The organism is Bdellovibrionales bacterium (genome assembly GCA_016714165.1).
Taxonomy (GTDB): Bacteria; Bdellovibrionota; Bdellovibrionia; order Bdellovibrionales; family UBA1609; genus JADJVA01.
This window is the reverse complement of the sequence record JADJNU010000002.1, coordinates 19215-43537: the sequence shown is the minus strand read 5'-3', so window position 1 is coordinate 43537 and position 24323 is coordinate 19215. Positions and strand designations below refer to the sequence as shown.

Below are 24323 nucleotides of genomic sequence, written 5' to 3'. Positions count from 1 at the left end.
CCAACTTACTTGGTCATCAATGTGAGCTGGCGATCCTTGTTTTCCCAAATTTCCTTGATCCAATCGTGCATCAGCTTTCGATTTTTCTCGGATTTCAAATGATGAGAGCTCGTCACTTCTGGAGGAATTGGCCACCGCTCCACTCTAACTTTAATATTTTGAACATTACCTGAAAGAAAATCCCAGAGATTAGGGGTCTGATTTGGGTAACATATTGTCACGTCAAGAAGCGAATCAAACTGCTCTCCCATGACGTTCAACACAAATGCGAGTCCCCCCACTTTTGGATTCAGAAGATTCTGATAGTTGGACTTCTGGTCTTCATGCTTAGTCTTAGTGAATCTTGTTCCCTCAAGAAAATTCAAAATCGAGGTCGGTGTATCCTTAAATTTTGCGCAAGTTTTTCGGATTGTCTTAAAATCCTCGCCCCGCTTTTCGGGATGTCGAGATAGATACTGACGAGAGTGTCTTTTCATAAAAGGAAAATCGAGAGCCCACCAGGCTCCGCCCAGAATTGGAACATAGAGGAGTTGACTCTTGAGAAAGAACCGTATGAAGGGGATCCGTTGATTGAAAATCTCCTGGAGAACGGGAATATCGACCCAAGACTGGTGATTTGCACTGATCAGGTAAGATCTGTCGAAACTGAGATTCTCTATTCCCGAGACATCCCATTGAATATGGTGAACTTTGCTCATAAACAACGAGTTGACACTGATCCATTTCTCGGCAAGGTGAACCATTTTTGCGGACACCCAATGCCTCAAATTTTGTGTGGCAAAAAGAAGTTTAAAGGGGATGAAGATGCAGATGAGGCCGCCGAATATGATTGTGTTTAAGACAAATATAACAAGGCACAGAGTGCCCAAAGAAATACGCTTGAGTTTAGCCATCGTCGCGAATATCCTTTGGTCGCTTTCGTTTTTCCATTGCTTCTTTCTCAGTCACAATTTCAAAGTCTTTAAGTTCTCTCTGAACGCCCCATAATCTGCCAATTAACTTTGGAGTGTGGGAGGCGAGAAAAGCCAAAAAAATAAACTTAATGAGTCTACCAGAAAATATCACGAAGCAAAGTTCTTGAGTTGGTGATTGAGCAAGGCTTGCCAACATGACGGCAGGTTGCTGCGCAATTGGAGTCAGGGCGACAAGGAATACAAGGAACATGCCGTATCTCTGAAAAAAGTTAAGAGACCAAAGCCAGATGTGACTTTGGTCAAGGCCGGGATAAACCTCGAGAATCCAAGGTAGGCCTTGTGACTTCACAATTGTAATGAGAGCGAGTGCCCCAAGAGTGGATCCAAATGTGACATTGATGGCAAGGGCAAGCCACTTTCTTGGGGTGAGCATAGAACTTGAGATCAGAAGCCCATCGTTGGGAATGACTAGGATTAAATTGTCTAAGGCCGCAAGAAATCCCAGTAAGGGTGGATACCAAATCCGATCGGCAAACAACTGCAGATCTCTGATTTTTTTTCTGATGTGTCGTTTAAAGACTTTGCTACGCATTTGGTTCGATATCTCAATTCGAAAAGGGATCTTTTTTTTCCTTTTGACGTTCCTCAATTTTTGAAACATACCAGGAACTCAGGCCAGCGGTGGCCAAAATTGATATGATTACGAGTAGCGAAATCCAACTTGGGATTTTTATCAGATCCATCAGTAGCATTTTAGTGCCAATGAATCCCAAAGTAGCCGCAAGGCCTGGCTTCAGATATCTTAACCTTGTGACCCAGTCTGCGAGAACAAAGTAAAGTGCTCTTAATCCAAGAATCGCCAAAATATTTGATCCAAAAGCGACAAAGGCATCTTGAGTGACAGCAAAAACTGCAGGTATCGAGTCCACAGCAAAGACGAGGTCAGTCACCTCAATAACGACGAGAGAAAGAAAGAGAGGTGTTGCCTTCAATTTCCCGCTCTCTTTCACAAAGAAGTGGTGCGTTTTAGTTTGTGAGGTTGTTGGAATGAAGCGTTTCAGAAAGCGAATGGACCAATTTTCGGTGGCATTGATTTCATCATCGGTATCCCGCATGAACTTGATTGCGGTCACCACAAGAACAAGGCCAAAAAGATAGAGCACCCAATGAAACGCATTTACAAGATGGGCGCCTAGAATGATAAAGATGGCCCTGAGGACAATAGCGCCCAAAACTCCAAAAAAGAGAACTCGATGTTGATAGGCCTCCGGTATTCGAAATGATCGAAACACCAATAGAATAACAAAAAGGTTGTCAACACTTAAACTTTTCTCAACGAGATATCCAGTCAGGAATTGAACGCCCAGCTCTTTTCCAAAAGCAGAGGCGAACCAAAAATTGAAGAAAAGTGCGATCGCAACCCAAATGAATCCCTCTATGAGGGCCGCTTTAGGGCTAATTTTTTGATGATTTCGATTAAAAAGACTCAGGTCTATTATCAGGAGAATAAGGACTCCTGCGACAAAGGAACCCCATAGCCAGGGAGGTGCCACTGAGATGCCTGGTGTGAGTGAGCTCATGATCTATTTCCGGCCTTCCAATATTGATAATGGGCACATTGGTACGTGTGCCCATCGACGCGATGATGATAAATTTTTCAAATTATTTCCAAATAAACCTGTCATGTTGGCGCACTGTACAAGAGGACTCATAAAAAGGCGAATAATTATTTGGCTTTAGGGCCTGGATAATTTGATTGTGAGAAAATACTCATTTTCGCTTCATCGTGAAGCCATCCCAAGGGGTTAGAGTGGAATCAATTATTAACTGAACAAAAATAAAGGAGTTCAGATTATGAATAAATTATTGGTTGTCCTCATGTTGGCCTCTGGTGGAACTGCGTTTGCGGAGGGAAGTGGTCACGCCACAAGTCCTATGCATGCTTCAAAGAAGGTGAGTAAGGATGAACAGAAAGCAAAGAAAGCTTGCCTGACTGAAAACAAAAATCTCAAAGGCGATGAGCTTAAAAAGTGCATTGAATCCAAATCGCTATAGATTGCCATTTTTCTCAGAATTCTCCCTGCTGAAGAGATTTTTCAGCAGGGAGTCTCTTTTTGATCAGGCTTGCTTTCATCCTATGTATCTAAATAATTGGTGACCAGAACTTCAAAAAATGAGATTTGACGAGTTTATGCTTCTCCTGTTGATTGAAGATGATCCACGACTCTCTCAATATTTGACTCAGGCGCTCGGGCGCGAGGCTTACCAGGTGGAAGCTTGTTCTTCGGTTGGAGAGGTCGAGGCTTTTATGGCCACCGATACTGAACCTCCCCTTGTTGTTATTTTGGATCGAATGTTAGGCCGTCAGGATGGTGCTACTCTGATAGAGAAACTGAAGGCTCGGTTTCCGGAGGCGGGTATCTTGGTTCTTTCCTCACTCGACACGCCGTCCGAAAAGGCCCGGATTATTGATGCGGGTGCAGATGAATACTTGTCAAAACCTTTTTCTTTGGAGGAACTTTCCGCGAGGCTTCGACTTGTGATTCGTCGTTCCAATGGCGTTCGTGCGGTAGATGCGAGCCTTCGCGTGTTGGGCAATTTGTTCATAGATTTAAAAACTCAAAATGCCACGGTCGGGCCGGCTAAGATAGATCTGACCCGAAAGGAATTTCAACTTTTAAGTCTATTCATGGATCATCCGGGTAGAGTCTACAATCGTTTTCAGATTCTGGACAGAGTTTGGGAAATTGATAGGACGACAGAATCAAATGTCGTGGAAAGTACAATCAAAACCTTAAGACGAAAACTGGAGGCCTGTGGTAGTTCAGCGCGGATAGAAAGCAAGAGAAATTTTGGATATTGGATTGAAGAATAATAGATGAGAAAAAGATTCTTTTTTGTAGTTCTCGCTTTTTTGGTGGGATCAATTTCTGTTGTTTCTGTTCTTGAATTTTTATTTTTCGAAAATGAAAAGATGCGTTTATTGGACCTGCGCCTCGAAACCATAGCCTCGACTCTGATTGCCTCCGGATTGTCAGTGAGTTTGGTTGAAAATCTCGAAACAACTGATGATCTGATTCATGATCTTTTGGGCGAGGAGAGAGTTGATCAAATTATTAATATTTACAATTTTGAAGGTCAACTTTTGGCTCAAAACTTCACTGGATCTGAATTGCCGCTAAAATTTAATAGCAAGGATCGATGGAGCACAGAGTCTATCAAAGGCCGAAGTGTGCGAGTTTTTAATTTTCCGAGTGGAGGAATCATAATTCAAGTGGGCATGGTTCTTGATCCGACGCTCATGAGTTGGTGGAGCACGGTTAGCCTTCGCTTGGCCATTTTCATGTTCTTAATTTTGATTCTATTGGTTCTTGTCGCTTATTACAGCTCTGAGGTTCTCTTTTTTCCGTTGCGTCAACTAACTAGGGATTTGCGGTCAATGTCAGTTCAATTGGACCGGAAAATTGGGCGGCCTCTCTCTGGATTCGTTGTGGGGCCTCAGCTAAAAATCCTTTCACGAGGAAACAAAAGGACGAAGGACGAATTTGAACTCTTATGCGTGGAGATCACCGGATTTTTGGGAAAATTGGAGACCTACACTCGATCTTTCAATGCGCAAACGGCGATACTCACCCATGAATTGAAAACTCCACTCACCATTTTGAGGAACTATCTGAGTGATTTGAATCTATCGAATGATCTTGATCAGGTTCGCCAATTTGGAAGTCAGGCTCTCGCCGAGATTGATCGTTTGACTAAGTTAATAAATGATTTTTTACAGTGGAGCGTATTAAGCTCCAATCCTAATCAACCTGACGAAATTTATGCGATAAAACTTCGTGAAGTGGCGGTGAAAGTTGTTGATGACTTCAACCGTCTGTACAAGGGTCGTGTGGAGCTGGTGGTTGTGAGCGATGTTACTGTTTTTGCTCTGCCAGACCACGTTCATCAATTGCTGACCAATTTAATGAGCAATGCTTTAAAGTACTCTCAGGAGTCTGTTGTTTGTAGGGTCGAGAAGGACAAACTTCTGGTTCTAGACAAGGGAGCCGGAATTCCAAATAGTGTTCTTGAGTCCTTGGGAAGTCCCTTCAACCGAGGGCAAGGGGTAGAAGCAGGAGCTTTCAGTTCGGGGCTTGGTCTTGCTTGGGTCAATTCTCTTTGCGAAAAATATGGTTGGTTGTTGAAGATTGAATCTTCATCAGGCGGCACAGGCGTGTCAGTTCAGTTTTCTTGAAGCTGTGTCTCTCATTTTTGGGGGAAAATCAGGCACTTAGTAGCTGAAGAGATAGCTTTAGGTTAGGCCCACTCTTGAATTCCAAGTGACATCAATTTGAATGCTGGATACCGCGACCAGTCGTCTTAATAAAATGATCATCAGCTATTGAGAGCGCTCGACAATGTCAAACAGCTTAGAGTCTTCAAGTGCCTTTGCGCCACCGAAGGCCACCGAAAGCAATGGGTCTTTTGCAGTTCTCACTGAGATACCAAGTGCGGCGGTCAATTTTGAGTTCAGACCAAACAGAAGGGCTCCCCCTCCCGCTAAAACAATTCCGCTGGTTGAAATATCGCCAGACACTTCTGGCGGGCAGACAGAGAGGGTAAAGCGTATCGCCCCTATAATCTGTTTCACGTATCTATCGACTGGGTCTTGAATCATTTTACTAGTCAGGCTGATTTTCCGTGGCAGCCCTGACTGCAGATCAATGCCACCGACCTCACAGGAATAATTTTCACCTTGGTCTAAATCCGCGTTTGCAATCTCCAGTTTAATGAATTCGGCTGTCTGCTCTCCAACTGAGAAATGGTACCGAGTCTGCAGATGATCAATGATTTCACTGTCCAATTTATCCGCGCCGATACGTATTGCATTTGAAACCACCATTCCACCCATAGCAATAACCGCAATTTCTGTCGTACCTCCTCCAATATCGACAATCATTTGGGCTCGTTTACCCAGTACTTGCAATCCTGCTCCAATTGCAGCAGCGACTGGTTCGTCTATCAAATGAACCTTTCTTGCGCCAAGACTATACCCTGTTTCCTCGACGGCCTGCTTTTCGAACTTTGTGACACGACAAGGGAGAGAAATAATTAATCTTGGCTTGAACCAAAAAAGTTGGTCTCGAATCCTCTGGATATATATGGTCAGCATCTCCGCAGTACTTTCGAAGTCTGCGATTGCGCCTTCTTTTAAGGGGCGAACGATTGAAATGCTAGGGGGAGTTTTTCCAATCATTTTCTTTGCAGATCTACCAAGGGCGAAAACACTTCGGCGACGAGAAAATGATTCCGTGAAAGCCAACACAGAGGGTTCATTGAGTACAAAACCACGTCCTTTGCCGTAAATGAGCGTGTTCGCAGTGCCAAGGTCGATGTAAAATTCGTTTCTCATTGAACAAACCATTTTATCCATTCGCATTCTTATAGCAGGTTGAAAACAACGTTATTCCATCCTGTCCAGTGATTCAAGCAAAAGGTACTATCAAGAAAGTGAAGAACATTCCCACTTAAAGGAGCGAGCTACGCTGAAAAGAAAAAACTAAGGATTTGCCAAGATACTTCATTTGCGAGACAAAGAGTGGTTGGTTCGAAGGCAAAATGGTTTGCAATATTGCCACCAGCATGAGGGATGGTAAGAGTTTTAATGGCTTTTGTTTTATTTCAGTCTATTTTATCTGCGCTCGCAATTGTCATTGCGGGCTCTTTTCTGACCAAGTTCGCCGATAAAATTTCAGAGGCGACTGGTTGGGGCAGAATGTTTGTGGGGGGACTGCTGCTTGCTGGTGCCACATCCTTGCCCGAGCTAATGGTTGATCTTCAAGCTGTTCGACTCGACCTTCCAGATATTGCCGTTGGAGATCTTCTTGGAAGTAGTCTTTTCAATTTACTTATTCTCGCGGTATTGGATTTTGCGTTTCCATCGGCGTTCAGACGGACCGCATTTTCGCCTCAGTTTTTGCATCACTCTCTGGCGGCGGTGCTTACCATTGTTTTGACAGCGATCGTGGGCATTGGGATTGCGTCCAGACTTGAAACTTCATTTTTTGGGGTCAGTGTATTTTCTTGGGCTGTAGCAATTGTGTACTTGTATGGTTTAAGGCTTATATTTCGTGAGGGAAGTGAGAATTCCAGTCAATTACTTGCTTCTGTGCCATTCAATTGCGCGCAAGATGGGCTCATGCAAGAATTACCGGGAAATCCTAAGTATCGGCCTTTGATACTTGCATTTTCAGGTTACGTCGCTTCGGCATTGGTTATCTTGGTGGCGGCCCCACACTTGGTGGGGGCTTCAGATGAAATCGCCAGTTTTTCTGGCTTGGGGCACACATTTATCGGGACAACCCTCGTCGCACTCGCCACTTCTCTGCCCGAGTTGGTCTCCACTCTGGCGGCATTTCGCATGGGCGTACCAGATTTAGCCTTGGGAAATATTTTTGGTAGCAATGCGTTCAATATGATTTTATTTGTGCCGCTGGATTTCATGTATGCCAAAGTGCTGTTTAGTTCTGTAAGAAGTATACATGCAGTGACAGCTTTGAGTGTGGTCGTTGCAACTGGTATTGCGGTTATGGGTCAGCTCTATAGGAAAAAGGAACGATCTCGTCTTGCTGAACCAAGTTCAGAGGTAGTCGTGGTGGTGATCTTGTTGTTTTTGGTTTTGCTGTATAGTCTGAAGTCTGCTTGATGCCTTATTGACTGTGCGAATAAAGGAACCACAGCCCGGTTGTCCCTAGCGCAAAAATGTGACCTAACGGGAGCAACGATTTCTCATCATGTCAGCGACCTCGAGGAGACGGGTGCTTTGTCAGATAATGGTCGCGGGCGAAGCCTTCAAATTAATTGGATAGGGAAAAACCTATAGAGATGGCATATGGATTGCATTGTTTTCGAGGCAAAGCCTTGATTGAAAATGGGGTATGAGTGAAAAACATCTCGTTTGTTTTATTGATTGTCGCCGCCCTGGGGATGCCTTTTTCTGGCAGAAGCAGTGCCAATAGTCCGTCGGATATTCGCCTAATTAAGGGTTTCAGGAATACGGATAATAAATTCCTTCTCTTTGCAGAGTTAAATTCTGACGGCAATTCTCCGGCTGGAGGTCTTGAACAACACCTGGTTGTTTTTTGGGGCGATTCTCAGACGGTACATCAACTCCGGACATCAGATTTTGAGACCCCCCCCGCCGCAAGTGATCAGTTTGAATTTAGTTTTTTTGCATACAAGTCCATAAATAATCCAACGCGAGTAGTGGGAGCTAACGACAGGATTATTGTGTCCATTGACGATACCGACGGACTAAAAAGGGATGAATACATCAGGTTAGCTAATGCCGACTTAGAAGTATTTAAGGATAGATTCAGGTCTGGCGCGATTCATGTTGAAGAATTCCCGGACGTCTCTTCGACCCATGAAACTGTGATGTGGCCTAGGACTTATGATGAGCCTTTTTTTACTCTTCGAGTGGAAAAACAGGTACTAGACAGTGAAAAGGTGTTTTTCTATTGGGATGATATTACTACCCAGGTCTCAAATGCTCAACTTTCAGCGCTCAATCGACTGGGTTTTGGAGGAGAACAAGTGCTTGGGGATTCACAAGGCAATAAATTGGTAATTGAGAGGGGAATAGGGGGTGAAATTCAAGGGATAAGTTTCCGAGAATCTGAAACTGGGACTACTCATGAATTGGGTTATGTGGAGTTCCCTGGGAGACAAACTGCTTTTCGCAATGTGGAGGGTGGACCAGTTGTCCCAGTGTATACTCCTATCGACCAATTTTATGGGCCTAACGGCGGGATGGGCCTTCTGAAAAGGAGGATGGAGGCGACAATGTCAATGCCAAAAAGGAAAAGTTGCCTATCTGCTGTCCTGGGTTGGTTTGGGAGACGACCAAAATCGAACTGATTTTGACTTTGCACAAACATAAAAAAAGGTCACTTTGTTGTGATTTCAAAATATCCAATGACAAAATCGGGTGGCAAATGTGTGTCAGTTCAGTTTTCTTGATATTACCCTAGTCGTTGATCGTAGTTGTTTCAGGTTCGCCAAGATTGTTTGGTATTATTCGAGGGTAAGAATGCATAAAGAATATTTTGGATTCTGGTATGTTGTCTGATGGTCGGCGAAACCACTCGTCTCCTTGTAGCTGTACCACTTGAATTTCACCTTCCACGGACACAGTCGCAAGGGTCTGAATCCAGTTGCTGAGGCCATCACGATTGTAACGCAGGTGCAATTTTGTCGATGTTCCAACGCTTACTGACCCATTCCAGCGCTGATCTGTGTGGATGTGACCAAAAACGATTCGATCTGAGGTTTTCATGAGTGAGCGCAGAGAACCCTTAGCTCCATTAATTCCCATGTGGCCATGAACCCCTAGTTCAACTTGTCGGCCTGGAGGGCCACGCCGAAAAGATTCGCCTGGCCCAAGAAAAATAATTCGCGATCTCTTGGCCTTGTCTAAGCCAAAATTCTCCAAAGCATATTGGTAGGGGCTATGACCTTGGAGCTTTACTAAAGCCAATTGATGACCCAGCCTGGCATTGATTGGGTCATTAAAGTAGGCACCTTCATCGAGCCAGCGATCTAGCCAAAAATTGTGATTTGAGGGCACAATAACAGCTCTCGTATGAGGTGAGATCGCTAAAACGGCATTTAAAAATGCAGCGTTGGCACGCAGCTCTGCTTCTAGATTTAAGCGACCGGCATCTGCATCTTGGGCAAGTGTGAGCCGTCTGTGGCGATCGTGGCCATTGACGGAGTGGCCATTGAAGAAATCATGAAAAACAAGATAGTTCGGTTTTAATCGCCGAATCAATGGGCGAAAGAGGATTTCGATCTTTGGGTCTGTGTCGCCGACGTGAACATCACCAAAAACGAGACTATCCACTTTTTGATCTTTAATCGCGTCACCAGAATAAAAAGAGTCTAAATCTGTAAAGCCGCGGCGTTCTGGGACAAACTCGATGTGCCGGGGGTGAAAAAAACCAGATGTAGGAAGTCCTAACGACAAAGATTGGCCAACGGATTTTTCAAGAATAACTGCCCCGAGAATGTGATCATTTTCTGCAATTTCATCAGAGCGTTTATGTATGTAGTGTTTGCCGTTATAGAGCGGATCAGTGATGGCACCTGTGGTGATGAGTCGGTGAGGGCTTAAGGCATTGAGGCTGGTAGCGATAACCTTGCTACGAATTTTTGGCGAACCAATGATCTGTGATTGTCCCACTGGCGCCAAACGATCAAGTCCAGTTAACGGGTCTATTTGTTTCGCACCAATTTTTATGTCGTTAAGATTTAACCAAGGTGAGAGCAAAATGGAGTGAGTAATAATATGAACGCCCTCTGTTTCGAGCAGCAATGGGTCTAAGCCAGTCGTTTGCATATTGGCCGGAAACACGAGGATTTCACAGTCGTTTTTCTTGCAGTACGAGATTAGAGCGGCCAGAAAATCACGATTGACCCTTTGCCCAGCAACAGCCGTCGTCACAATCAAACGTTCTCTATTTAAAATCGCCTTTTCCAACTGGATCAATCTTTCGGGGTTGTAAATATCTGTATTGATTGCGTCCCGAAACTGATGATTTTCATCATCCCAAGCGAGCTGCTTGAGTTCTTTGACGGAGTCAAAAACTTTGTATTTATTGAATAAATCTAAGTATTCTGACAGAGATAATCCAAGAGCTTCAGCCATTTCCTTGTCAGTAGGTATACGTCCGACTGTTTTGGTCACCTTGCCAAAGGCACGAATAACATCAGAGCGAATTCCTGAGAAGTGATTTGGATGTTTTGCCATTGCTTCACTGACAAGACCATTGAGATCGTATAGAAGGGAAAACTCAGTATCAGGCAGGCTCGCAAGCTTGGGATTGCGCTTGCGCATAAAATCAAAAAGTTCCGGTGGTGAAGGCTCTTTGTAATGGTCAGTAAAATATGTGGCCAACATGCGCACGGCATAACTGCGCAACTCACTAAAGGGCTTTGGAAAATGTACGCGGGCCAAGATGTAGAGATCTTTGATATTGCTCGGATTATCCTGTTTGCGAAAAAAACTGCTGAGAGATCCGACGGTGCTTCTCAGTTTCCAGGCGAGGTCGTCTTTGGTGGGGAGACGTTTGTCTCTTTTAACGAGTTCAGCTAGTGCTCGCGCGTAGGTAGCTGTTTCCAAAGATAAATCTGAGGAGCTAAGAGCAGATGCGCATGTCGCCTTACTGTTATCTTCTTCAGAGTGTGCTTGCGTCTCGATACAGATATTTGTTCCCAAAATGAGAAGAAAAAATATTGCCTTCAAGAGAGTCGATCCTCCTGCGCAGCTTGACCAAGAACGGTGCTGCACTTTGGTTTGAGCTCTCCGTGGATTTCACCAGGAGTGGCTGGCCGAAATGTGCCGTCTTCGCGCATAATGCCAAATCGTGGCCGTCTCGCAGATCTCATTTCAGTTTCACTACCCATGCTAAAAACACCAAATTTAATAGGCACCCTTGGATTTGGATTCATTCGAGCATAGCGACGAAATAATTCAATCGCTTGTTCAAGATTGGTCTCCTGATCATCGACAAAAATAATTGAATGTTGAGGCCTGAGGCCCCGGCCAGATGGGGCCAATGTCATATCGTGTTCGCCGACCGGTACTTTCAGCATTAATTTTATGGCATCTTCCAAAACACCGCGCTTACGCTTCGCGTTTTCGTTGTAGCCTCCTTAAATATCAAAAGCAGGAGAGTTAACGCCAAAGTGAAGGTCCGGGTTCGGAATATGTTCTATGTAGTTGAGATCTTTCAGTCGCTGCCAAAATTGAATAAATTCAGGCTTCTGATCTCGAGCTGTTAGAATAGCTACCGCAGACGCACTCTCTTCATGGCTAAGAAGGGTTTTCAGAACTTCAAAAAAGGGTCCCTTCCAGGCATCTCGCGGTGTTTTTTCTAAGGCCAAGTTCAGTTGTTCAAGCAGATGGTTTTTGGTCGGATCAGAATGGGAGCGAAAATAAATGTGAGACTCAAAGGGTCTTATGAGATAGTGCCCAGGAATTATCATGCTGCCGTCACTTAATGTGAAGCGAGTCGCTATATTACCGGGTGTCCTTTCATTTGGGGCCAACTCTGATCTCATTCGTTCCATATCGAAGGGGGTAACTTCGATAAATTCTGGTTCGATGAGATCGTTTTCTAAAAGGCTGTGACGGACTCCAATTCGGAACAAAACAAACTTCGTAACAAAGCTACCTCCCATTCCGTAGCGCGTTTCAACAACGGTGTTATCAAAATCTATAAAAAAACGGGTGGCCGCCTGAGCCCAAGAGCAAAATACCAAGGCCGGAATTACCAATCCCAACAGAAAGTGACCGAGTCGTTGCACGCTTTCCCCCCTCCGGCAAGCGAATTTGAGTCAGAGGTACTACGAGTTGCGACTAACCCAAAGCAGATATTGGGTAAATGCAATTCTCTAACCTGATCCTGACGATTTCCAAACAAGGATGGCTTCAGGGGCGTGTTTTACAAAATGATTCTGGCGATCTCTTTGAGTGATCCAATTCTATCGAACGCATAAGTATCTAATAATTCCAAATCGGGCGGCACATGTGTGTCAGTTCAGTTTTCTTGATAGGACTCTATTCGTTGATCGTGGCTGTTTCAGGTTCGCCAATATTGTTTGGTATTATCCGAGGGTAATAAGGCATAATAAAATACTTTGGATTCTGGTATATTGTCTGATGGTCAGAGGGAGCGATTTTTGGAATGTGACTTGATTATCTTTAATGAATTCAATGATGAATCGAGTAAGAAAGATCCACATGAAGAGAAGTCCGGTCAAAAATCCTGGCGCTACTCTCAATCTGCGGTGGCTGTAGCAGAGGGACATTGAATGGTTCGCCAATTCTATCTTTTACCTCCTTGGGGATACCTAAACCATGGTCTTTAACTACCAGGAAATGATTTGAGAGAACAATCTCAACTTTTTCTGATTCTGGAGAAAATTTAAGAGCGTTTGTTACAAGATTCGCAATGAGCTGATCTAGGTGTCCTGGGTTGGCAAATACAGAAAAATCAGAATCGAGGCGAAGTTGAATGCGACCAGGACGAATCTTATCCAGTCGGGCGGCAACCGCTTTTACTACCGATTTCATACGGAGCGCATGAAGATCCTTTTGTAACTGTGAGTTTTCAAGCTCTGCCCAATCTAGGAACTGACTGATGATATCAGACATCTGTTGAATTTCTTGTATAATGTTCTGAGTATATTTGTCTGGCAAAAGATTGGTATTTCTTTTTGCTTCCGTTTCTGCGCGAATGATAGCTAGGGGGGTCTTGAGTTCGTGCGCCATCTGTAACGTCCAAGATCTTGTTAGCTTGTGGTTCGAATTAATACGGTCGATGAGCTTTTGGGTGACGTTCAATAGACCCGAGAATTCGTCAGATCGCGCCCAAAAGCCATGAGTATATTGGGTGAGTCGATTGGGTAGTGGTCGAAAATCCTTTAAATTGATTAAATTTGACGTCGCTTCCTTAAGGTGACCTATCAGCAGTCGCAATGGAGACAGAAGCACCAAAGTAATAATCACTGAGGCTAAGAACAATGAGATCACAATCCCCGTAACGTAGTTGACGACCCTATTGTCCAGGATTTCCCAGTTGAGAAAATTTTGATCAAGAACAAGCCCGACTTGCAAAGTGAGATTTCTTTTTTGGAGCCGTACGTTTCTGACTCTTACGTACTCGTTTTCTGTTTCTACGGCTACCCATTCAGGATGAATAGGTAACTCTGCTTTCAAGAGACCAACGTTAAAGCTTTGATAAACAATTTTACCGTCGGAGTCTCTTAAAACAAACACTTTTCCAATTCGAGCGCCCTTGAGAGCTCTGGAAATTGCTTCTTCCACTGTAGAAATATTTTTAACTGAGAGATTGAATTCCCTAGATTTGAGGAGAGATTCTGAGCTTTCAGCAATCTGTCTGTCGATAAGTTTTAGACGCTGACTCTTAAAGAAGTAAACGTGAACGATGTTGATCCCGACAGCCGCCAAAATGAGTGTTGCAAGAATGATGAAGAAAAATCTATTCCTCAACCCAATATCCTTTGTTGCGCATGCTTTTAATCGAAATATTTGCGTCAGCTTCTTCAAGGCGGCGTCTAAGTTTATTGACGGTGGCTTCGACTACGTTGCTCTCAACATCCGGGCTCATTTCCCAAACATTCTCATAGAGAAAGACTTTGTTGAAGACCTTTCCTGGAGAGCGAATCAAGGTTCTTAGAAGGATAAACTCTTTATTCTGAAGCGCCAATTCTAGCGCGTTGATTTTAACGGTTCGTTTGTCTGAGTCGAGAGTTACATTTCCTAATCTCAGTTCTGAACGATTTCTACGTAGGAGGGCGCGAACACGGGCGACAAGTTCATCACTGTCGAAGGGTTTGGCGAGATAGTCATCAGCGCCAAAATCGAGGAGAGCTGCTTTTTCGGCTGGAGTATTGACGGCCGACACAATCAAAATTTTTATGTCTGGAAGCACTTCCTTAATGCGACCGACTAATGTCGCAGTATCCTTGCCGTGGAGAAGTCGGTCCAAAACTATGATATCAAATTTCCTGATAGGTATCTTGAGAATGTTCTCGAGTTCAGGAAATGAGGTGCATGTAAATGTAGAAAATCCTTCATCAGATATTATTCGAACCAAATGTCCAAGTAGCTTGTTTTCATCCTCGACTATAAGAACACGATTCAACAATACCTCGTCGATTTTTCTTCCCTTTCCATTTTGAGATGATTGCAAAATTGTATTGGAAGATGACTTCGGAATCATCTGATCTGGGGATAAATTTAAATTTATCCTCGGAGTCCCGCCTTGAATCTCTCTCATAAGATATTGATAATACATCATATATTCTGTTGATGCCAGAAGTAAAGCACGCGACCAGCGGAGTTGCGAGCACTTACTAGGTAAGTCATCCTGAAGAAAGTCTCCCTTTTATGTTTTTTCCTTTAGGTTGTTGGCGGGGCTTGGAGCAATCAAGGCCCCGCTTTTTTAAGGAGCGTATTTGAATTTATGGTTTGAGCATTCACAGTCTTTGCCGATAGGAGCTGAGCTTGATCTCCGACTTTTGGATCGAGATTCTCTTGATCTCAGTTCGTCTTCGCTGCAGGTGCTTGAACTTTTAAAGGGTGTGAACTCATTTAGGACTGAAATTTATCAAAGCATGATTGAAGTAACGACTGATCTTTGTAAAGACGCTCACCAGGTGGGTCGATACCTTCGCTCCTCAATGTCTAAGTTGCTTGAAGCATTTGATAAACTCAATCTGTGGATTTCTTCAGCGGGGACGCATTCATTTGCTACATACGAAGATAGAATTATTTTTCCAGAAGCCAGATATAAGAAAGCTCTGGGGAATCATCAACGGATGGCAAAGCGACCTCTTATTTTTTGCCTTCACGTGCAGATCGGAAAGAAAAATAGGAATTACGCTATTCTTGTTGTAAATGCTTTGTCTCACTATTTTCCACTCTTTATCACCCCGTTCTCAAGTTCGCCTTTTTGCAATGGTGAAAGCACGCAGCTGGTATCTTCAAGCACCGCCTATTTTGAAGCTCTGCCTAGGGGCAGTCACCCTTCTACATTTGAGATTTGGATAGAATTTATATCCGTCTATGATGGGCTGCTGAATTCTGGATCGATCAGTTGTCCAAAGGACCCACGGTTGGACATGAGGCCAAGTCTAGGACTTGGAACGATTGAACCCAGGATAGTTGATTCTCCCGCAACTATTAAGGAAACAGAGGCAATCGTCGCGTTGATTCATCTCATCTGTCAGAGAGTCGATAAAAAAAATCTTTCAGTCTGAATGACCTTTCTTTCCTTATTGAAGAGAACAACTACGGCAGACATGTCGACTTGTTAAAGCAGATTGTAAGACATGGCACAAGTGCGGATAGGCAACGTCTAATCTGCCAGCGTTATGGCAGTTTCGAATTTGTTCTAGATTCGTTAGTCAACGAACTGAAAACCGATCAGCCCCAATGGGACAGGTCTACAAAGTATGACAGCAAACGAAACAAAAAAGGAGGCACACAGTGCGCATAAAGTTCTATGTATTGATATCAGGAGCAGCTTTAATTTTCGGTTGTTCAAATCCGCAAAAGAAGCAGATATCTACCGCATCACCGACGCCTACGGCAACTCAGCAGGTCGGGGTTACGATTCAACTGAGTCAGCCAGTAAACTCGGTAAAGAGTGATGTAAAGAAGGATGAAACAACCTGTGATCGTGACGGTCAATCGCGCACTCTAAGAGTTGAGAGTTTGCAGCCGAAAGGTTGTAAGCTTTGGTATTCAAACTTTGGCAGTCATGTCCCTGTTGCCTCGTCACAGATAGGAATTACCCATTGTGCGCAAGTTCGTGATCGGATACGAGAAAAACTTATATCCGCTGGGTTTAAGTGTACCACCGACCAAGCTCAAACTTCAACTTCGGTGGCTGCCCCACAAGGCACACCAGCCGCAAATCCGGTTGTCAATGGCAAGGCTGCATCAGAGAAGTCTAAAAATTGATTGGTGAATATGCGCTGGAATGATTTCTTTTATTCCCTTTTAATCTTACTGGTATGTCCGCTTGGCTCCTGCACTTTCAATCGTCCAATGGAGCCAAAGGACCCCTTACAGGTATTTTCCTCAGACCAAGCATATGGGAAAGCAAAGCGGCCCAAATGCAAAGCACTTTTGGATAAGTATTGTACCTATCTATACTCTCCTGAAGCTTTAGGTAACCTTGAGGTAAAGGGAGCCATGAGATCGATAAAAGTTTTGCAAGGTGAAACGCGGAATGAATTTTCGCAAGTATTCTACCAGTACGCTCACGCAAAACTTCGCAATCGCAGGTATCTACCGAAGGATTTTTATCAAGCGCTGGAACGTCATCATTATTTCATAAAAATGGAGAAGTTTTTGAGGCGCAGGCCTCGAATTGAGATGACTCAAGGGCAGCGTTTGGCATCTGATCGGCTCGGTTATGAGCTCGGCTTTATTTGGTCGGTTGCATTTAATGAAACGATTTTATCGAGAATGGTAAGTAAATACCCTGGGTTCCACAGGCTGTCCGAGAATCTGGTTCCTGTGGAGCTTGATCTCGAACGGCGAGGGCATCGCCGAAATCTGATTTCAGAGGTTTCTCGTGCTATTTGGCGTAACGACAAGAATTGGGAAAAAGTCGAACAAGGTTTTACCCGTCTTCAAGAAAGTTATCTTCGCATGCTCGCTAGTCTTGATATTCCAGAGTCAGTTCGTAACGACTGGAGCAAGAGAATCTCAGAAGTAAGGCTTGTCCTACCGGGCGCATTTCCCGCTATATCCAACGAGGAGTGTTCGACAACGACAATAAATGCATACTACTATACCTACCTCAATGTTCTGACTATTTGCGCTGGGGATTTCAATAGCGAAGATATTATTCAAACCCTTGCCCATGAAATGGGTCATGCCCTGGGAATCGATCGCAGCCAATATATTTTTCAGATCAAATCTGATTTTGGAAAGGGTCTTTCACTCCTACGTAAACAGACTTGTGAACCCAAGGCATTCACTTGCGAGAGCTGGTATGAATACAAAAGACAATTCACCACCTCACTCGAGTCGCTGGTGGGCTATCAACCGGATCTCCCAGAGTTTCAGAGGTGTTTGAAGCGTAGGGAGACCTCAAAAACAATAGCGCAAGAAGACATCGATCGCTTCGCCAAGTCTATTGTGTTGGACAGAATCTCTGGTTTGGCATCAACTGATCGTTTTCTAAGAATTACAAAATCAGAAATCCCAATGATTAATGGCAGAAAACAGAAAAATCCAAATTATTTTAACCCTTGTAGCTACTACCTTTGGACTCAAGGAGAAGAACCTATCGACGACGAGTTAACAACGATGATGTATTTCACTGCTGAGTACCGGTGTTCTGAAGCGCCGTTATCCGAAAGGATGAAAAATGCAATTGAAGTCGCTAAGAACATGAGTATTGAGATTTTCAAGAGGACCTTAAAAATCGAAGGTGAGTATTCATCTCGTAGTCTAATGGAGACGGAAGGCTACTCCTCGCCACCTTATGAGCGTTTTGCCGACGTGATCGGAAGTTATGCGATGGCCGAACTGTTGTCTAAACTCCCGCTTCAGTGGGATAGGCAGAATAAATTTTTAGCCAGTAGCTCATGGCAGTGTCTGCGACCATCACTCGCGAGTCACTTTCCTGATGAGAGCGCGATCGAAAAGGAATACATTTTTGACGCTCATACGGAAGGCGATCAGCGAAGAAAGGAGCTCTTCTCAACGCCACTTCGCGAGGCCATTGGTTGTGACAAGGATTTCGAATTTAAGGAGTGCAGTCTGCCTTTCAGGGGGAAAATTGAAATTGATTTTCCTTTTTGAAGACTGGAAGGGACCTTATGTTTGCTCTTGAGTTTTTCTATTGATTCTCGAGGGCTGTCGTCTTACTCCGGCTCGACACAGGGCTTTTGGATACAGAAGCTTTTTTAACTGCAGGCTTCGGTTGCTAAGTTTATGATTTTTTTGGGATTTGGATAAAGTTCCACCATCAAGTGAGTAGAACCATAGACCCGTAGAACCCTACTTCAACCCGATTTTAGATGGCGTAAATGTGCGATTTATTTTGAGAAAGCCATTTGCGGTATTGGTGCAAATGAATGAAAATGTTGAATGGTGCGCGCGAGTGGACTTGAACCACCATGCCCTTGCGGGCGCCAGCCCCTCAAGCTGGTGCGTCTACCAATTTCGCCACGCGCGCACATACATCATTCATCATTTACATCACATGCATTCACATTGAGGTGTAGCGGCCACAAAATAGTCGGGGGTCTAATACCTGTCAATCAGGACCTGAGGCAAAGAGCGGCTAGGTTCACATTCATATCAAGTCGCTTTGCTCTGCGTTATGAATTTGAGACCAGAAGCTGGGAAATGGATTGGGGTAAGGAGGCACAGGGGGAAGAGTGGTTCAGGGGGCACAGATAGGGGCCATGTTACAAGCTGAATTATTACCGGGAATAGGCTCGTTTGGTGGGGGCTGGACCAAAGGCAAAAATGGACAGAGCAGGCGAATTGAAAAGACACAGAGGCAAGGCAATACGGCAAGGCAATACGGGACGAGCTCTTTCTCTCTGTCCTCCGAGCTGACGTCCCCCTCTTTTGGTGTAGTTTTTCAGGATATTTATTTAGTTTCATCGATTGGTCTGAGTAATTTGTTAGGATAATTGAAGTCAGCAAAAGAGGTTGGGTCTAATGTCTATAGGTCTGCAAGTCTGTGAGTTTAGCAGATAATGAGATTATAAGGGGAAACTATGTTTGCACGTATTGCAGAGGCGTTTCATGCGGGAGGATGGCCGATGTACCCAATTTTGGGTTGCTCGGTATTTGCTGTGGCCATTATTCTTGAACGTTTTGCTGTTATTTCGGCGGCTTCAAACGTTAATAAGGACAGTCTTCTGCATGAAATAAATTCTTATATCTTGCAGGGAAATTTGGAAAAGGCTGTTGCGATTGTTTCACAGTCAAGATCACCGCTCACAAACATTGTTCGTGCCGGATTGATGGCCGTCGCAAATCGTCTTGGAGATGAGGAGGTGCAAACCGCAATGGATGCAGTGGCTCTCAGAGAAATTCCTCGCCTTGAGAAAAATGTCGGCATTCTTGCTGCTGTCTCGAATATGGCAACACTGGTGGGGTTACTTGGAACTGTCGTCGGTATGATCGGTGCATTTGCAACAGTGGCGACTGTTTCGGCGTCGGAAAAGGCCACGGTATTGGCTGCCAATATCGCGGAGGCGATGAACTGTACAGCATTTGGACTGATTGTCGCCATTCCAACTTTGGCTGGATATATCATATTTAATAATTGGTCGCAGAGAGTTGTGGACGATATTCATGAGGTCAGCGTGACAACTCTGAATTTCATTTTGACCCATCGTGAAAAATTGTCGAGGAAGTAATGAGTGCTACGTCTGGCGATGATGAACTCAATCTTGTTCCCTTTATCGATCTGTTTTCTGTTTTGATCTGTTTTCTTCTCATGACAGCCGTCTGGATGAATATTGATTCGCTTGCGACAAATTCGAGCCAGGTAACAAGCAGTGACCAAGATACGCCTCCTCCAACTGAGAAGCCAATTTCTTTGTCAGTTACCATCATTGGAAACGAAATATTAATGTCGGAGAACGAAAATGTAACTAAAGTTCCCTTGGTGCTCGATACACAGGGACGACCGCAAACAGAAAAGATGCTTGAAGTCTTGGCTGGGTGGAGGAAGACCTACCCTGACAAGAGAGATGTTGTTCTGAATACCGAAAATCGAGTTTTGTATCAGACGATGATCGCTGTTTTTGATACCCTGGTCGGAAGTGGTTGGACTGACGTGGGAGTAAGCACACAGTGAGTCACTTGAAAGGGAGCTTTAAGCGCAAAATCACCGTCCCTGGCTTTCACCTCCACTCAAAATATGATCTTCACTTTTTGCGAGAGCGTCAGCATCAAAAGAAAATGAGAAAATCTGAGCCCGGCCTTCCGTTGACGGCGCTCATTGACATTTTTTCTATGCTTGTGATCTTTCTTTTGATGAACTTCTCAGCATCCGGCGAGATCTTTTTTATGTCTAAAGCTAAAATACGGATACCTGATGCGAAGCATTCAGTTCCCCTCGAAAATTTACCTCTGATAACTATTACCAGTAACGAAATTATCTTTGCGGCAGCCAAGGGAAAAGCATATATTCAACCCATTCCCAGTACAGATGAGGGATTTGATGGGCTGAGGGCTAAACTTCAGGAGTTTAAACGCTCAGAGAAGCCGCCCGATCCAAATCAGCCAGAGAAAAGGAAGATTAACATTCAAGCAGATCAGAAAACACCAATTTTAGAGGTGAAAAGGATCATGACCGTTTTGATTACAGAGGGCTGGGAAGGTATCAATTTTGCGGTCAGGAGGAACGAAGTAGGTGGTAAATGAGGCACTTGATCTTGTTCTGCATTTGGAAGCCCACATTGCGAACCTCGCCACTTTTATGGGGCCGTGGCTTTATACCTTCCTGTTTTTAGTGATTTTTTGTGAGACAGGCCTGGTTGTCATGCCTTTTTTGCCTGGGGACTCATTGCTTTTCTCATTGGGATCCATTTGTGCAGTTCGGCCCGATTTGTTGGATTTAAAATTGCTCTGTCCCCTTTTGATTGGTGCGGCCATTCTTGGTGATGGGGTCAATTTTTCCTTTGGACACTTCTGTAGAAATCGTTTTTTGAAAAATAGCAAAAGACGATTCCTGAATGAAAAACATCTCGAGAAGGCTGAAGTATTTTATAAAAAGTACGGAGGGAAGGCCATTTTCCTGGCGAGATTTCTGCCGATTATCCGAACTTATGCTCCTTTTGTTGCTGGCTTAAGCTTGATGCCCAGGCTAAAGTTTATCTACTATAATATCTTTGGTGCTTTTGTCTGGATCTGTACGTTTCTCTTTGCGGGTTTTTTCTTTGGTGAAACTGAGATCGTAAAGCAGAACTTTTCATTGATCATGCTTGCAATTATTTTGCTTTCAATGCTCCCCATTTTTTATGAGATATTTCGGAAATTCTTTTGCTCTCCACCTGCCGCTTCATTTCACAGCGGCGCATCTGAAGTCAAGGACTAGGAGATATCGTAGGCAGGTGTTTTGGGTGGTCAGAATTACCTTTATTTGGGTCCTTGTTCGAATTGAATCTGCGTCCGGTCCATAATACACTTATGCATAGATAATATATGGGTAGCTTCGGCTTAGTTTTTCGGATATATGGATGAGAGGCGCGGATTGGGTTGCCAGTTGCGGGTAGTTTGAGGATGAAAGCTTAGTGCTTGGCGTGGCCAAGTTAACTTGAGGATAAGAGGGAGACCGTTTGTATGGGCGGAATGTCACTGTTTCACTGGGTTATTATTATTCTTATTGTCTTGGTCGTGTTTGGCCCCAGTCGTTTACCAAATCTGGGCAAATCCTTAGGGCAAGCCATTCGAGGTTTCAAAAAAGGACTTGATGAGAGCATGGATAGCATGGAAAATGAGGGCACCTCTAGAACTCAACCTGAAAAGCTTCAGGCCGGGGACAGTGCGACCAAGTCAGATGTCAAATCAGAGGTTAAAAAGTCCGAAAAAGAGGAAGTCTAGAATAAAGCCCGAATGAAAATGGCTGGCCTAAGACTTTCCAGATTCATATATTGAAAATATCAGATTTTAGCTACAGTTATCCCGATTCATTGGTTGCGACAGAGCGCGCTATGTCTTCCCGGGTTATGTTCGTTGGGGCCGGCAATCGATCTCCGACAATCGGACCTGTCACAAATCCCAGAGAGTTGAACCTGAGCGAGGCGCGTGATCTTTTAGGACCCGGTGACCTCCTTGTTCTCAATGATACGGGAGTGATCCCCTGCCGAATTTTTACCCCCGAAAATAGGGAGATTCTGTTTGTTTGTCGAGAGTCGCCAGACACGTGGCAGGTCTTGTTCCCGGCGAGAGGTTTGGCTCTCGGAAAAAAAATGGAGCTTCCCGGTGGGCGGATCGCGACTCTTGTCAGAAAAGGACTTCCACAAATTTTGAAAATCGAGGGAGAGGAGCTTTTGCCCCGAATACTTTGACCAATATGGAGAATTGGCTCTTCCTCCCTATATTCAAAGAGCGAGGGGCGAGAGGCACAATCGGGAGAAGGATCGGGAGAATTATCAATCGGCTTGGTGGAGGAATTTGGGAAGTACAGCTGCACCCACCGCCAGTCTTCATTTTTCTCAAGACGATCTGAAGTATTGGGGCGATCGGGGCGTTGGCATCGCTTTGACGACTCTTCACGTCGGCTTGGGCACATTCCTTCCAATCAAAGTCAAAGATTTGTCTGAGCATCTTATGCACAAAGAGTGGTGCTCTATTCCTCGTGAGACTCTCAATTTGATCGAGATGACTCGATCCAAGGGGGGACGGGTTTTTGCTTTGGGTACGACCGTCACCCGTACTCTCGAGTCTTGGGCGAGTGGATTGCTTTCTGAATTTGAGGGAGGAGTGTGCGGAAATACGGATTTATTTATTCGTCCAGGGTTTGAATTTAGGGTCGTAGACGTGTTAATGACCAACTTCCATCAGCCCGAGAGCTCATTGTTAGCATTGGTTTGTGCCTTTGCGGGCCGGGAAAAGGTGATGGAATCTTATCGTTGGGCGATTGATCACCAATTTAGACTCTTTAGCTACGGAGATTTGACCATATGGGAGAGACCTTCAATTCGTTCAAACTCTTAAAGCAAAATGGTGAAGCTCGCGCAGGGATCTTAGAGACCGCACGAGGAGCCATCGAAACCCCAGTTTTTATGCCCGTTGGAACAAAAGGGAGTGTGAAGGGGATGCTCCCCCATGAACTCAAGGACCTGGGCGCCCAGATCATTCTCGGAAACACCTATCACCTGCATCTTCGACCCGGTGAAAAGACGATTCAGAGACTTGGCGGACTACATCAATTCACAGGATGGGCAGGCCCGATCTTAACTGATAGTGGCGGATTTCAGGTTTTTTCTCTCTCTCAATTGGCCAAGATTTCAGAAGAGGGAGTGGAATTTCGGAGCCATTTGGATGGGGCAAAGCATTTTATCAGTCCTGAAAAGAGCATGGAAATCCAAATGGACCTCGGTGCCGATATCATCATGGCATTTGATGAGTGCCCAGCTTATCCGGCCACAAGCGAGAGTCTAAAAAAATCCATGGATTTAACTTACCGTTGGTTGCTTCGGTCCAAGGCCAGCATGGTGAGGCAAGAGAGCATGTTGTTCGGAATTGCTCAGGGAGGTTTGGATTTGAATCTTCGCCTTGAAAGTCTCGATCAAATTACAAGTGTCGACCTTCCCGGGTATGCATTGGGGGGCTTTAGCGTTGGTGAGCCTATTCATTTGATGCATGAGCTTGTAAAGGTCATAGGGCCTCGAATGCCCCGTAATAAGCCTCGTTACCTGATGGGCGTGGGGACCCCGCTTGACCTTATTTTATCAGTCGATTCGGGAATTGACATGTTTGATTGCGTGATGCCAACGAGAACAGCGCGAAACGGCACTCTGTTCACCTGGTCCGGAAAAGTACATATAAAGAGAACTCAATACAAAGAGGATCCAGCCCCCCTGGACTCTGAATGTGACTGCTGCACCTGCCAAAATTATTCGAGAGCCTTCCTCAGGCATATGTTTATGAGCGGTGAAATTGTTTCTGCGCGTCTCAATACCATACATAATCTCCATTTCTACTCCCAGCTTATGGCAAGAGCTCGACGAGCCATTCAGGATGGGAGTTGGCCAGAATACCGTGATTTTTGTTTAACGCGATTCGCTAAATCGCAGGACAATCAGTAGGCAAGCCTTTTTTCTCAGTGAGTTTGGACACTTCCT

General features: G+C 44.6%; 27 protein-coding genes and 1 tRNA gene. 17 read left to right on the top strand and 11 right to left on the bottom strand.

What is annotated here, in order from left to right; translation table 11 throughout:
* Positions 1-5: 5 nt before the first annotated feature.
* The 3 genes from IPJ71_11380 to IPJ71_11370 are packed head-to-tail and all read right to left on the bottom strand — an operon-like array spanning position 6 to position 2494.
* Positions 6-893, bottom strand: a complete 888-nt coding sequence (locus IPJ71_11380; protein ID MBK7844279.1) for an acyltransferase — start codon at positions 891-893, stop codon at positions 6-8.
* The gene (locus IPJ71_11375; GenBank protein MBK7844278.1) at positions 886-1506 is read right to left on the bottom strand and encodes a hypothetical protein; all 621 of its coding nucleotides are present in this window, start codon (positions 1504-1506) and stop codon (positions 886-888) included. Before IPJ71_11375 ends, IPJ71_11380 begins: the two co-directional genes overlap by 8 nt.
* 13 nt (positions 1507-1519) lie before the next feature.
* Positions 1520-2494 (bottom strand): TerC family protein, encoded by a 975-nt coding sequence (locus tag IPJ71_11370; protein MBK7844277.1) that lies wholly within the window; start codon positions 2492-2494, stop codon positions 1520-1522.
* Between the two features lie 274 nt (positions 2495-2768).
* On the opposite strand from IPJ71_11370, the gene IPJ71_11365 reads away from it, so the two are divergent.
* The 3 genes from IPJ71_11365 (at position 2769) to IPJ71_11355 (ending at position 5151) form a co-directional block, all read left to right on the top strand.
* Complete coding sequence (locus IPJ71_11365) at positions 2769-2969, top strand: hypothetical protein (GenBank protein ID MBK7844276.1); 201 nt, start codon at positions 2769-2771, stop codon at positions 2967-2969.
* 118 nt (positions 2970-3087) lie between these two features.
* Positions 3088-3789 carry a response regulator transcription factor gene (locus IPJ71_11360; GenBank protein MBK7844275.1) on the top strand — a complete coding sequence of 234 codons (702 nt, stop codon included), beginning with the start codon at positions 3088-3090 and terminating at the stop codon, positions 3787-3789.
* 3 nt (positions 3790-3792) lie between these two features.
* On the top strand, positions 3793-5151 hold the full coding sequence (locus tag IPJ71_11355; protein MBK7844274.1) for a HAMP domain-containing histidine kinase: 1359 nt from the start codon (positions 3793-3795) through the stop codon (positions 5149-5151).
* A 144-nt stretch (positions 5152-5295) separates the two neighbouring features.
* Here IPJ71_11355 and IPJ71_11350 read toward each other — a convergent pair whose 3' ends face one another.
* The gene (locus IPJ71_11350) at positions 5296-6309 is read right to left on the bottom strand and encodes a rod shape-determining protein (protein ID MBK7844273.1); all 1014 of its coding nucleotides are present in this window, start codon (positions 6307-6309) and stop codon (positions 5296-5298) included.
* A 252-nt stretch (positions 6310-6561) separates the two neighbouring features.
* On the opposite strand from IPJ71_11350, the gene IPJ71_11345 reads away from it, so the two are divergent.
* Both IPJ71_11345 and IPJ71_11340 read left to right on the top strand, forming a co-directional pair.
* Positions 6562-7602: a sodium:calcium antiporter gene (locus tag IPJ71_11345; protein MBK7844272.1), complete on the top strand. Its 1041-nt coding sequence runs from the start codon at positions 6562-6564 to the stop codon at positions 7600-7602.
* A gap of 236 nt (positions 7603-7838) precedes the next feature.
* Positions 7839-8816, top strand: a complete 978-nt coding sequence (locus tag IPJ71_11340; GenBank protein MBK7844271.1) for a hypothetical protein — start codon at positions 7839-7841, stop codon at positions 8814-8816.
* Between the two features lie 109 nt (positions 8817-8925).
* Here the strand turns inward: IPJ71_11340 and IPJ71_11335 are convergent, their stop codons facing one another.
* The 6 genes from IPJ71_11335 to IPJ71_11310 form a co-directional block, all read right to left on the bottom strand.
* Complete coding sequence (locus IPJ71_11335; GenBank protein MBK7844270.1) at positions 8926-11202, bottom strand: hypothetical protein; 2277 nt, start codon at positions 11200-11202, stop codon at positions 8926-8928.
* The gene (locus IPJ71_11330) at positions 11199-11552 is read right to left on the bottom strand and encodes a hypothetical protein (GenBank protein MBK7844269.1); all 354 of its coding nucleotides are present in this window, start codon (positions 11550-11552) and stop codon (positions 11199-11201) included. Before IPJ71_11330 ends, IPJ71_11335 begins: the two co-directional genes overlap by 4 nt.
* Positions 11553-11612: 60 nt before the next feature.
* Positions 11613-12266: a hypothetical protein gene (locus IPJ71_11325; protein ID MBK7844268.1), complete on the bottom strand. Its 654-nt coding sequence runs from the start codon at positions 12264-12266 to the stop codon at positions 11613-11615.
* Between the two features lie 300 nt (positions 12267-12566).
* Positions 12567-12722, bottom strand: coding sequence for a hypothetical protein (locus IPJ71_11320; GenBank protein MBK7844267.1), 156 nt, complete (start codon positions 12720-12722; stop codon positions 12567-12569).
* Entirely contained in the window at positions 12673-13974 is a 1302-nt protein-coding gene (locus tag IPJ71_11315; GenBank protein ID MBK7844266.1) for a HAMP domain-containing histidine kinase, read from the bottom strand. The genes IPJ71_11320 and IPJ71_11315 overlap by 50 nt, the downstream gene beginning before the upstream one ends.
* A complete protein-coding gene (locus IPJ71_11310; protein MBK7844265.1) occupies positions 13964-14707 on the bottom strand; it encodes a response regulator transcription factor in 744 nt (247 codons plus the stop codon). Before IPJ71_11310 ends, IPJ71_11315 begins: the two co-directional genes overlap by 11 nt.
* 235 nt (positions 14708-14942) lie before the next feature.
* Here IPJ71_11310 and IPJ71_11305 point away from each other — a divergent pair, with 235 nt between their 5' ends.
* From IPJ71_11305 to IPJ71_11295, 3 genes are all read left to right on the top strand, one after another.
* Positions 14943-15746, top strand: coding sequence for a hypothetical protein (locus IPJ71_11305; protein MBK7844264.1), 804 nt, complete (start codon positions 14943-14945; stop codon positions 15744-15746).
* 229 nt (positions 15747-15975) lie between these two features.
* On the top strand, positions 15976-16452 hold the full coding sequence (locus IPJ71_11300) for a hypothetical protein (GenBank protein ID MBK7844263.1): 477 nt from the start codon (positions 15976-15978) through the stop codon (positions 16450-16452).
* Between the two features lie 234 nt (positions 16453-16686).
* Complete coding sequence (locus IPJ71_11295) at positions 16687-18309, top strand: hypothetical protein (GenBank protein ID MBK7844262.1); 1623 nt, start codon at positions 16687-16689, stop codon at positions 18307-18309.
* Between the two features lie 289 nt (positions 18310-18598).
* Here the strand turns inward: IPJ71_11295 and IPJ71_11290 are convergent.
* Positions 18599-18685 (bottom strand) — tRNA-Leu (locus IPJ71_11290).
* Between the two features lie 205 nt (positions 18686-18890).
* Between IPJ71_11290 and IPJ71_11285 the strand changes: the two genes are divergently transcribed.
* The 9 genes from IPJ71_11285 (at position 18891) to tgt (ending at position 24287) form a co-directional block, all read left to right on the top strand.
* A complete protein-coding gene (locus IPJ71_11285) occupies positions 18891-19151 on the top strand; it encodes a hypothetical protein (GenBank protein ID MBK7844261.1) in 261 nt (86 codons plus the stop codon).
* Positions 19152-19238: 87 nt separating this feature from the next.
* Positions 19239-19886, top strand: a complete 648-nt coding sequence (locus tag IPJ71_11280; protein MBK7844260.1) for a MotA/TolQ/ExbB proton channel family protein — start codon at positions 19239-19241, stop codon at positions 19884-19886.
* Positions 19886-20329, top strand: coding sequence for a biopolymer transporter ExbD (locus tag IPJ71_11275; GenBank protein MBK7844259.1), 444 nt, complete (start codon positions 19886-19888; stop codon positions 20327-20329). Before IPJ71_11280 ends, IPJ71_11275 begins: the two co-directional genes overlap by 1 nt.
* On the top strand, positions 20326-20898 hold the full coding sequence (locus IPJ71_11270) for a biopolymer transporter ExbD (protein MBK7844258.1): 573 nt from the start codon (positions 20326-20328) through the stop codon (positions 20896-20898). Before IPJ71_11275 ends, IPJ71_11270 begins: the two co-directional genes overlap by 4 nt.
* A gap of 55 nt (positions 20899-20953) precedes the next feature.
* Positions 20954-21571: a VTT domain-containing protein gene (locus IPJ71_11265; protein ID MBK7844257.1), complete on the top strand. Its 618-nt coding sequence runs from the start codon at positions 20954-20956 to the stop codon at positions 21569-21571.
* Between the two features lie 245 nt (positions 21572-21816).
* Positions 21817-22077 carry a twin-arginine translocase TatA/TatE family subunit gene (locus IPJ71_11260; GenBank protein ID MBK7844256.1) on the top strand — a complete coding sequence of 87 codons (261 nt, stop codon included), beginning with the start codon at positions 21817-21819 and terminating at the stop codon, positions 22075-22077.
* A gap of 50 nt (positions 22078-22127) precedes the next feature.
* Complete coding sequence (locus tag IPJ71_11255) at positions 22128-22544, top strand: S-adenosylmethionine:tRNA ribosyltransferase-isomerase (GenBank protein MBK7844255.1); 417 nt, start codon at positions 22128-22130, stop codon at positions 22542-22544.
* Between the two features lie 13 nt (positions 22545-22557).
* Positions 22558-23193, top strand: a complete 636-nt coding sequence (locus tag IPJ71_11250; GenBank protein MBK7844254.1) for an S-adenosylmethionine:tRNA ribosyltransferase-isomerase — start codon at positions 22558-22560, stop codon at positions 23191-23193.
* Complete coding sequence (gene tgt, locus IPJ71_11245) at positions 23160-24287, top strand: tRNA guanosine(34) transglycosylase Tgt (GenBank protein MBK7844253.1); 1128 nt, start codon at positions 23160-23162, stop codon at positions 24285-24287. The genes IPJ71_11250 and tgt overlap by 34 nt, the downstream gene beginning before the upstream one ends.
* The last annotated feature ends 36 nt before the right edge of the window (positions 24288-24323 follow it).

What these genes read in the sequence shown, in the direction of transcription:
- IPJ71_11380 (MBK7844279.1), bottom strand. Translation starts at nt 893, where the DNA reads ATGGCTAAACTCAAGCGTATTTCTTTGGGCACTCTGTGCCTTGTTATA.
- IPJ71_11375 (MBK7844278.1), bottom strand. Translation starts at nt 1,506, where the DNA reads ATGCGTAGCAAAGTCTTTAAACGACACATCAGAAAAAAAATCAGAGAT.
- IPJ71_11370 (MBK7844277.1), bottom strand. Translation starts at nt 2,494, where the DNA reads ATGAGCTCACTCACACCAGGCATCTCAGTGGCACCTCCCTGGCTATGG.
- IPJ71_11365 (MBK7844276.1), top strand. Translation starts at nt 2,769, where the DNA reads ATGAATAAATTATTGGTTGTCCTCATGTTGGCCTCTGGTGGAACTGCG.
- IPJ71_11360 (MBK7844275.1), top strand. Translation starts at nt 3,088, where the DNA reads ATGAGATTTGACGAGTTTATGCTTCTCCTGTTGATTGAAGATGATCCA.
- IPJ71_11355 (MBK7844274.1), top strand. Translation starts at nt 3,793, where the DNA reads ATGAGAAAAAGATTCTTTTTTGTAGTTCTCGCTTTTTTGGTGGGATCA.
- IPJ71_11350 (MBK7844273.1), bottom strand. Translation starts at nt 6,309, where the DNA reads ATGAGAAACGAATTTTACATCGACCTTGGCACTGCGAACACGCTCATT.
- IPJ71_11345 (MBK7844272.1), top strand. Translation starts at nt 6,562, where the DNA reads ATGGCTTTTGTTTTATTTCAGTCTATTTTATCTGCGCTCGCAATTGTC.
- IPJ71_11330 (MBK7844269.1), bottom strand. Translation starts at nt 11,552, where the DNA reads ATGCTGAAAGTACCGGTCGGCGAACACGATATGACATTGGCCCCATCT.
- IPJ71_11310 (MBK7844265.1), bottom strand. Translation starts at nt 14,707, where the DNA reads ATGATTCCGAAGTCATCTTCCAATACAATTTTGCAATCATCTCAAAAT.
- IPJ71_11295 (MBK7844262.1), top strand. Translation starts at nt 16,687, where the DNA reads ATGAGATCGATAAAAGTTTTGCAAGGTGAAACGCGGAATGAATTTTCG.
- IPJ71_11280 (MBK7844260.1), top strand. Translation starts at nt 19,239, where the DNA reads ATGTTTGCACGTATTGCAGAGGCGTTTCATGCGGGAGGATGGCCGATG.
- IPJ71_11275 (MBK7844259.1), top strand. Translation starts at nt 19,886, where the DNA reads ATGAGTGCTACGTCTGGCGATGATGAACTCAATCTTGTTCCCTTTATC.
- IPJ71_11265 (MBK7844257.1), top strand. Translation starts at nt 20,954, where the DNA reads ATGGGGCCGTGGCTTTATACCTTCCTGTTTTTAGTGATTTTTTGTGAG.
- IPJ71_11260 (MBK7844256.1), top strand. Translation starts at nt 21,817, where the DNA reads ATGGGCGGAATGTCACTGTTTCACTGGGTTATTATTATTCTTATTGTC.
- tgt (MBK7844253.1), top strand. Translation starts at nt 23,160, where the DNA reads ATGGGAGAGACCTTCAATTCGTTCAAACTCTTAAAGCAAAATGGTGAA.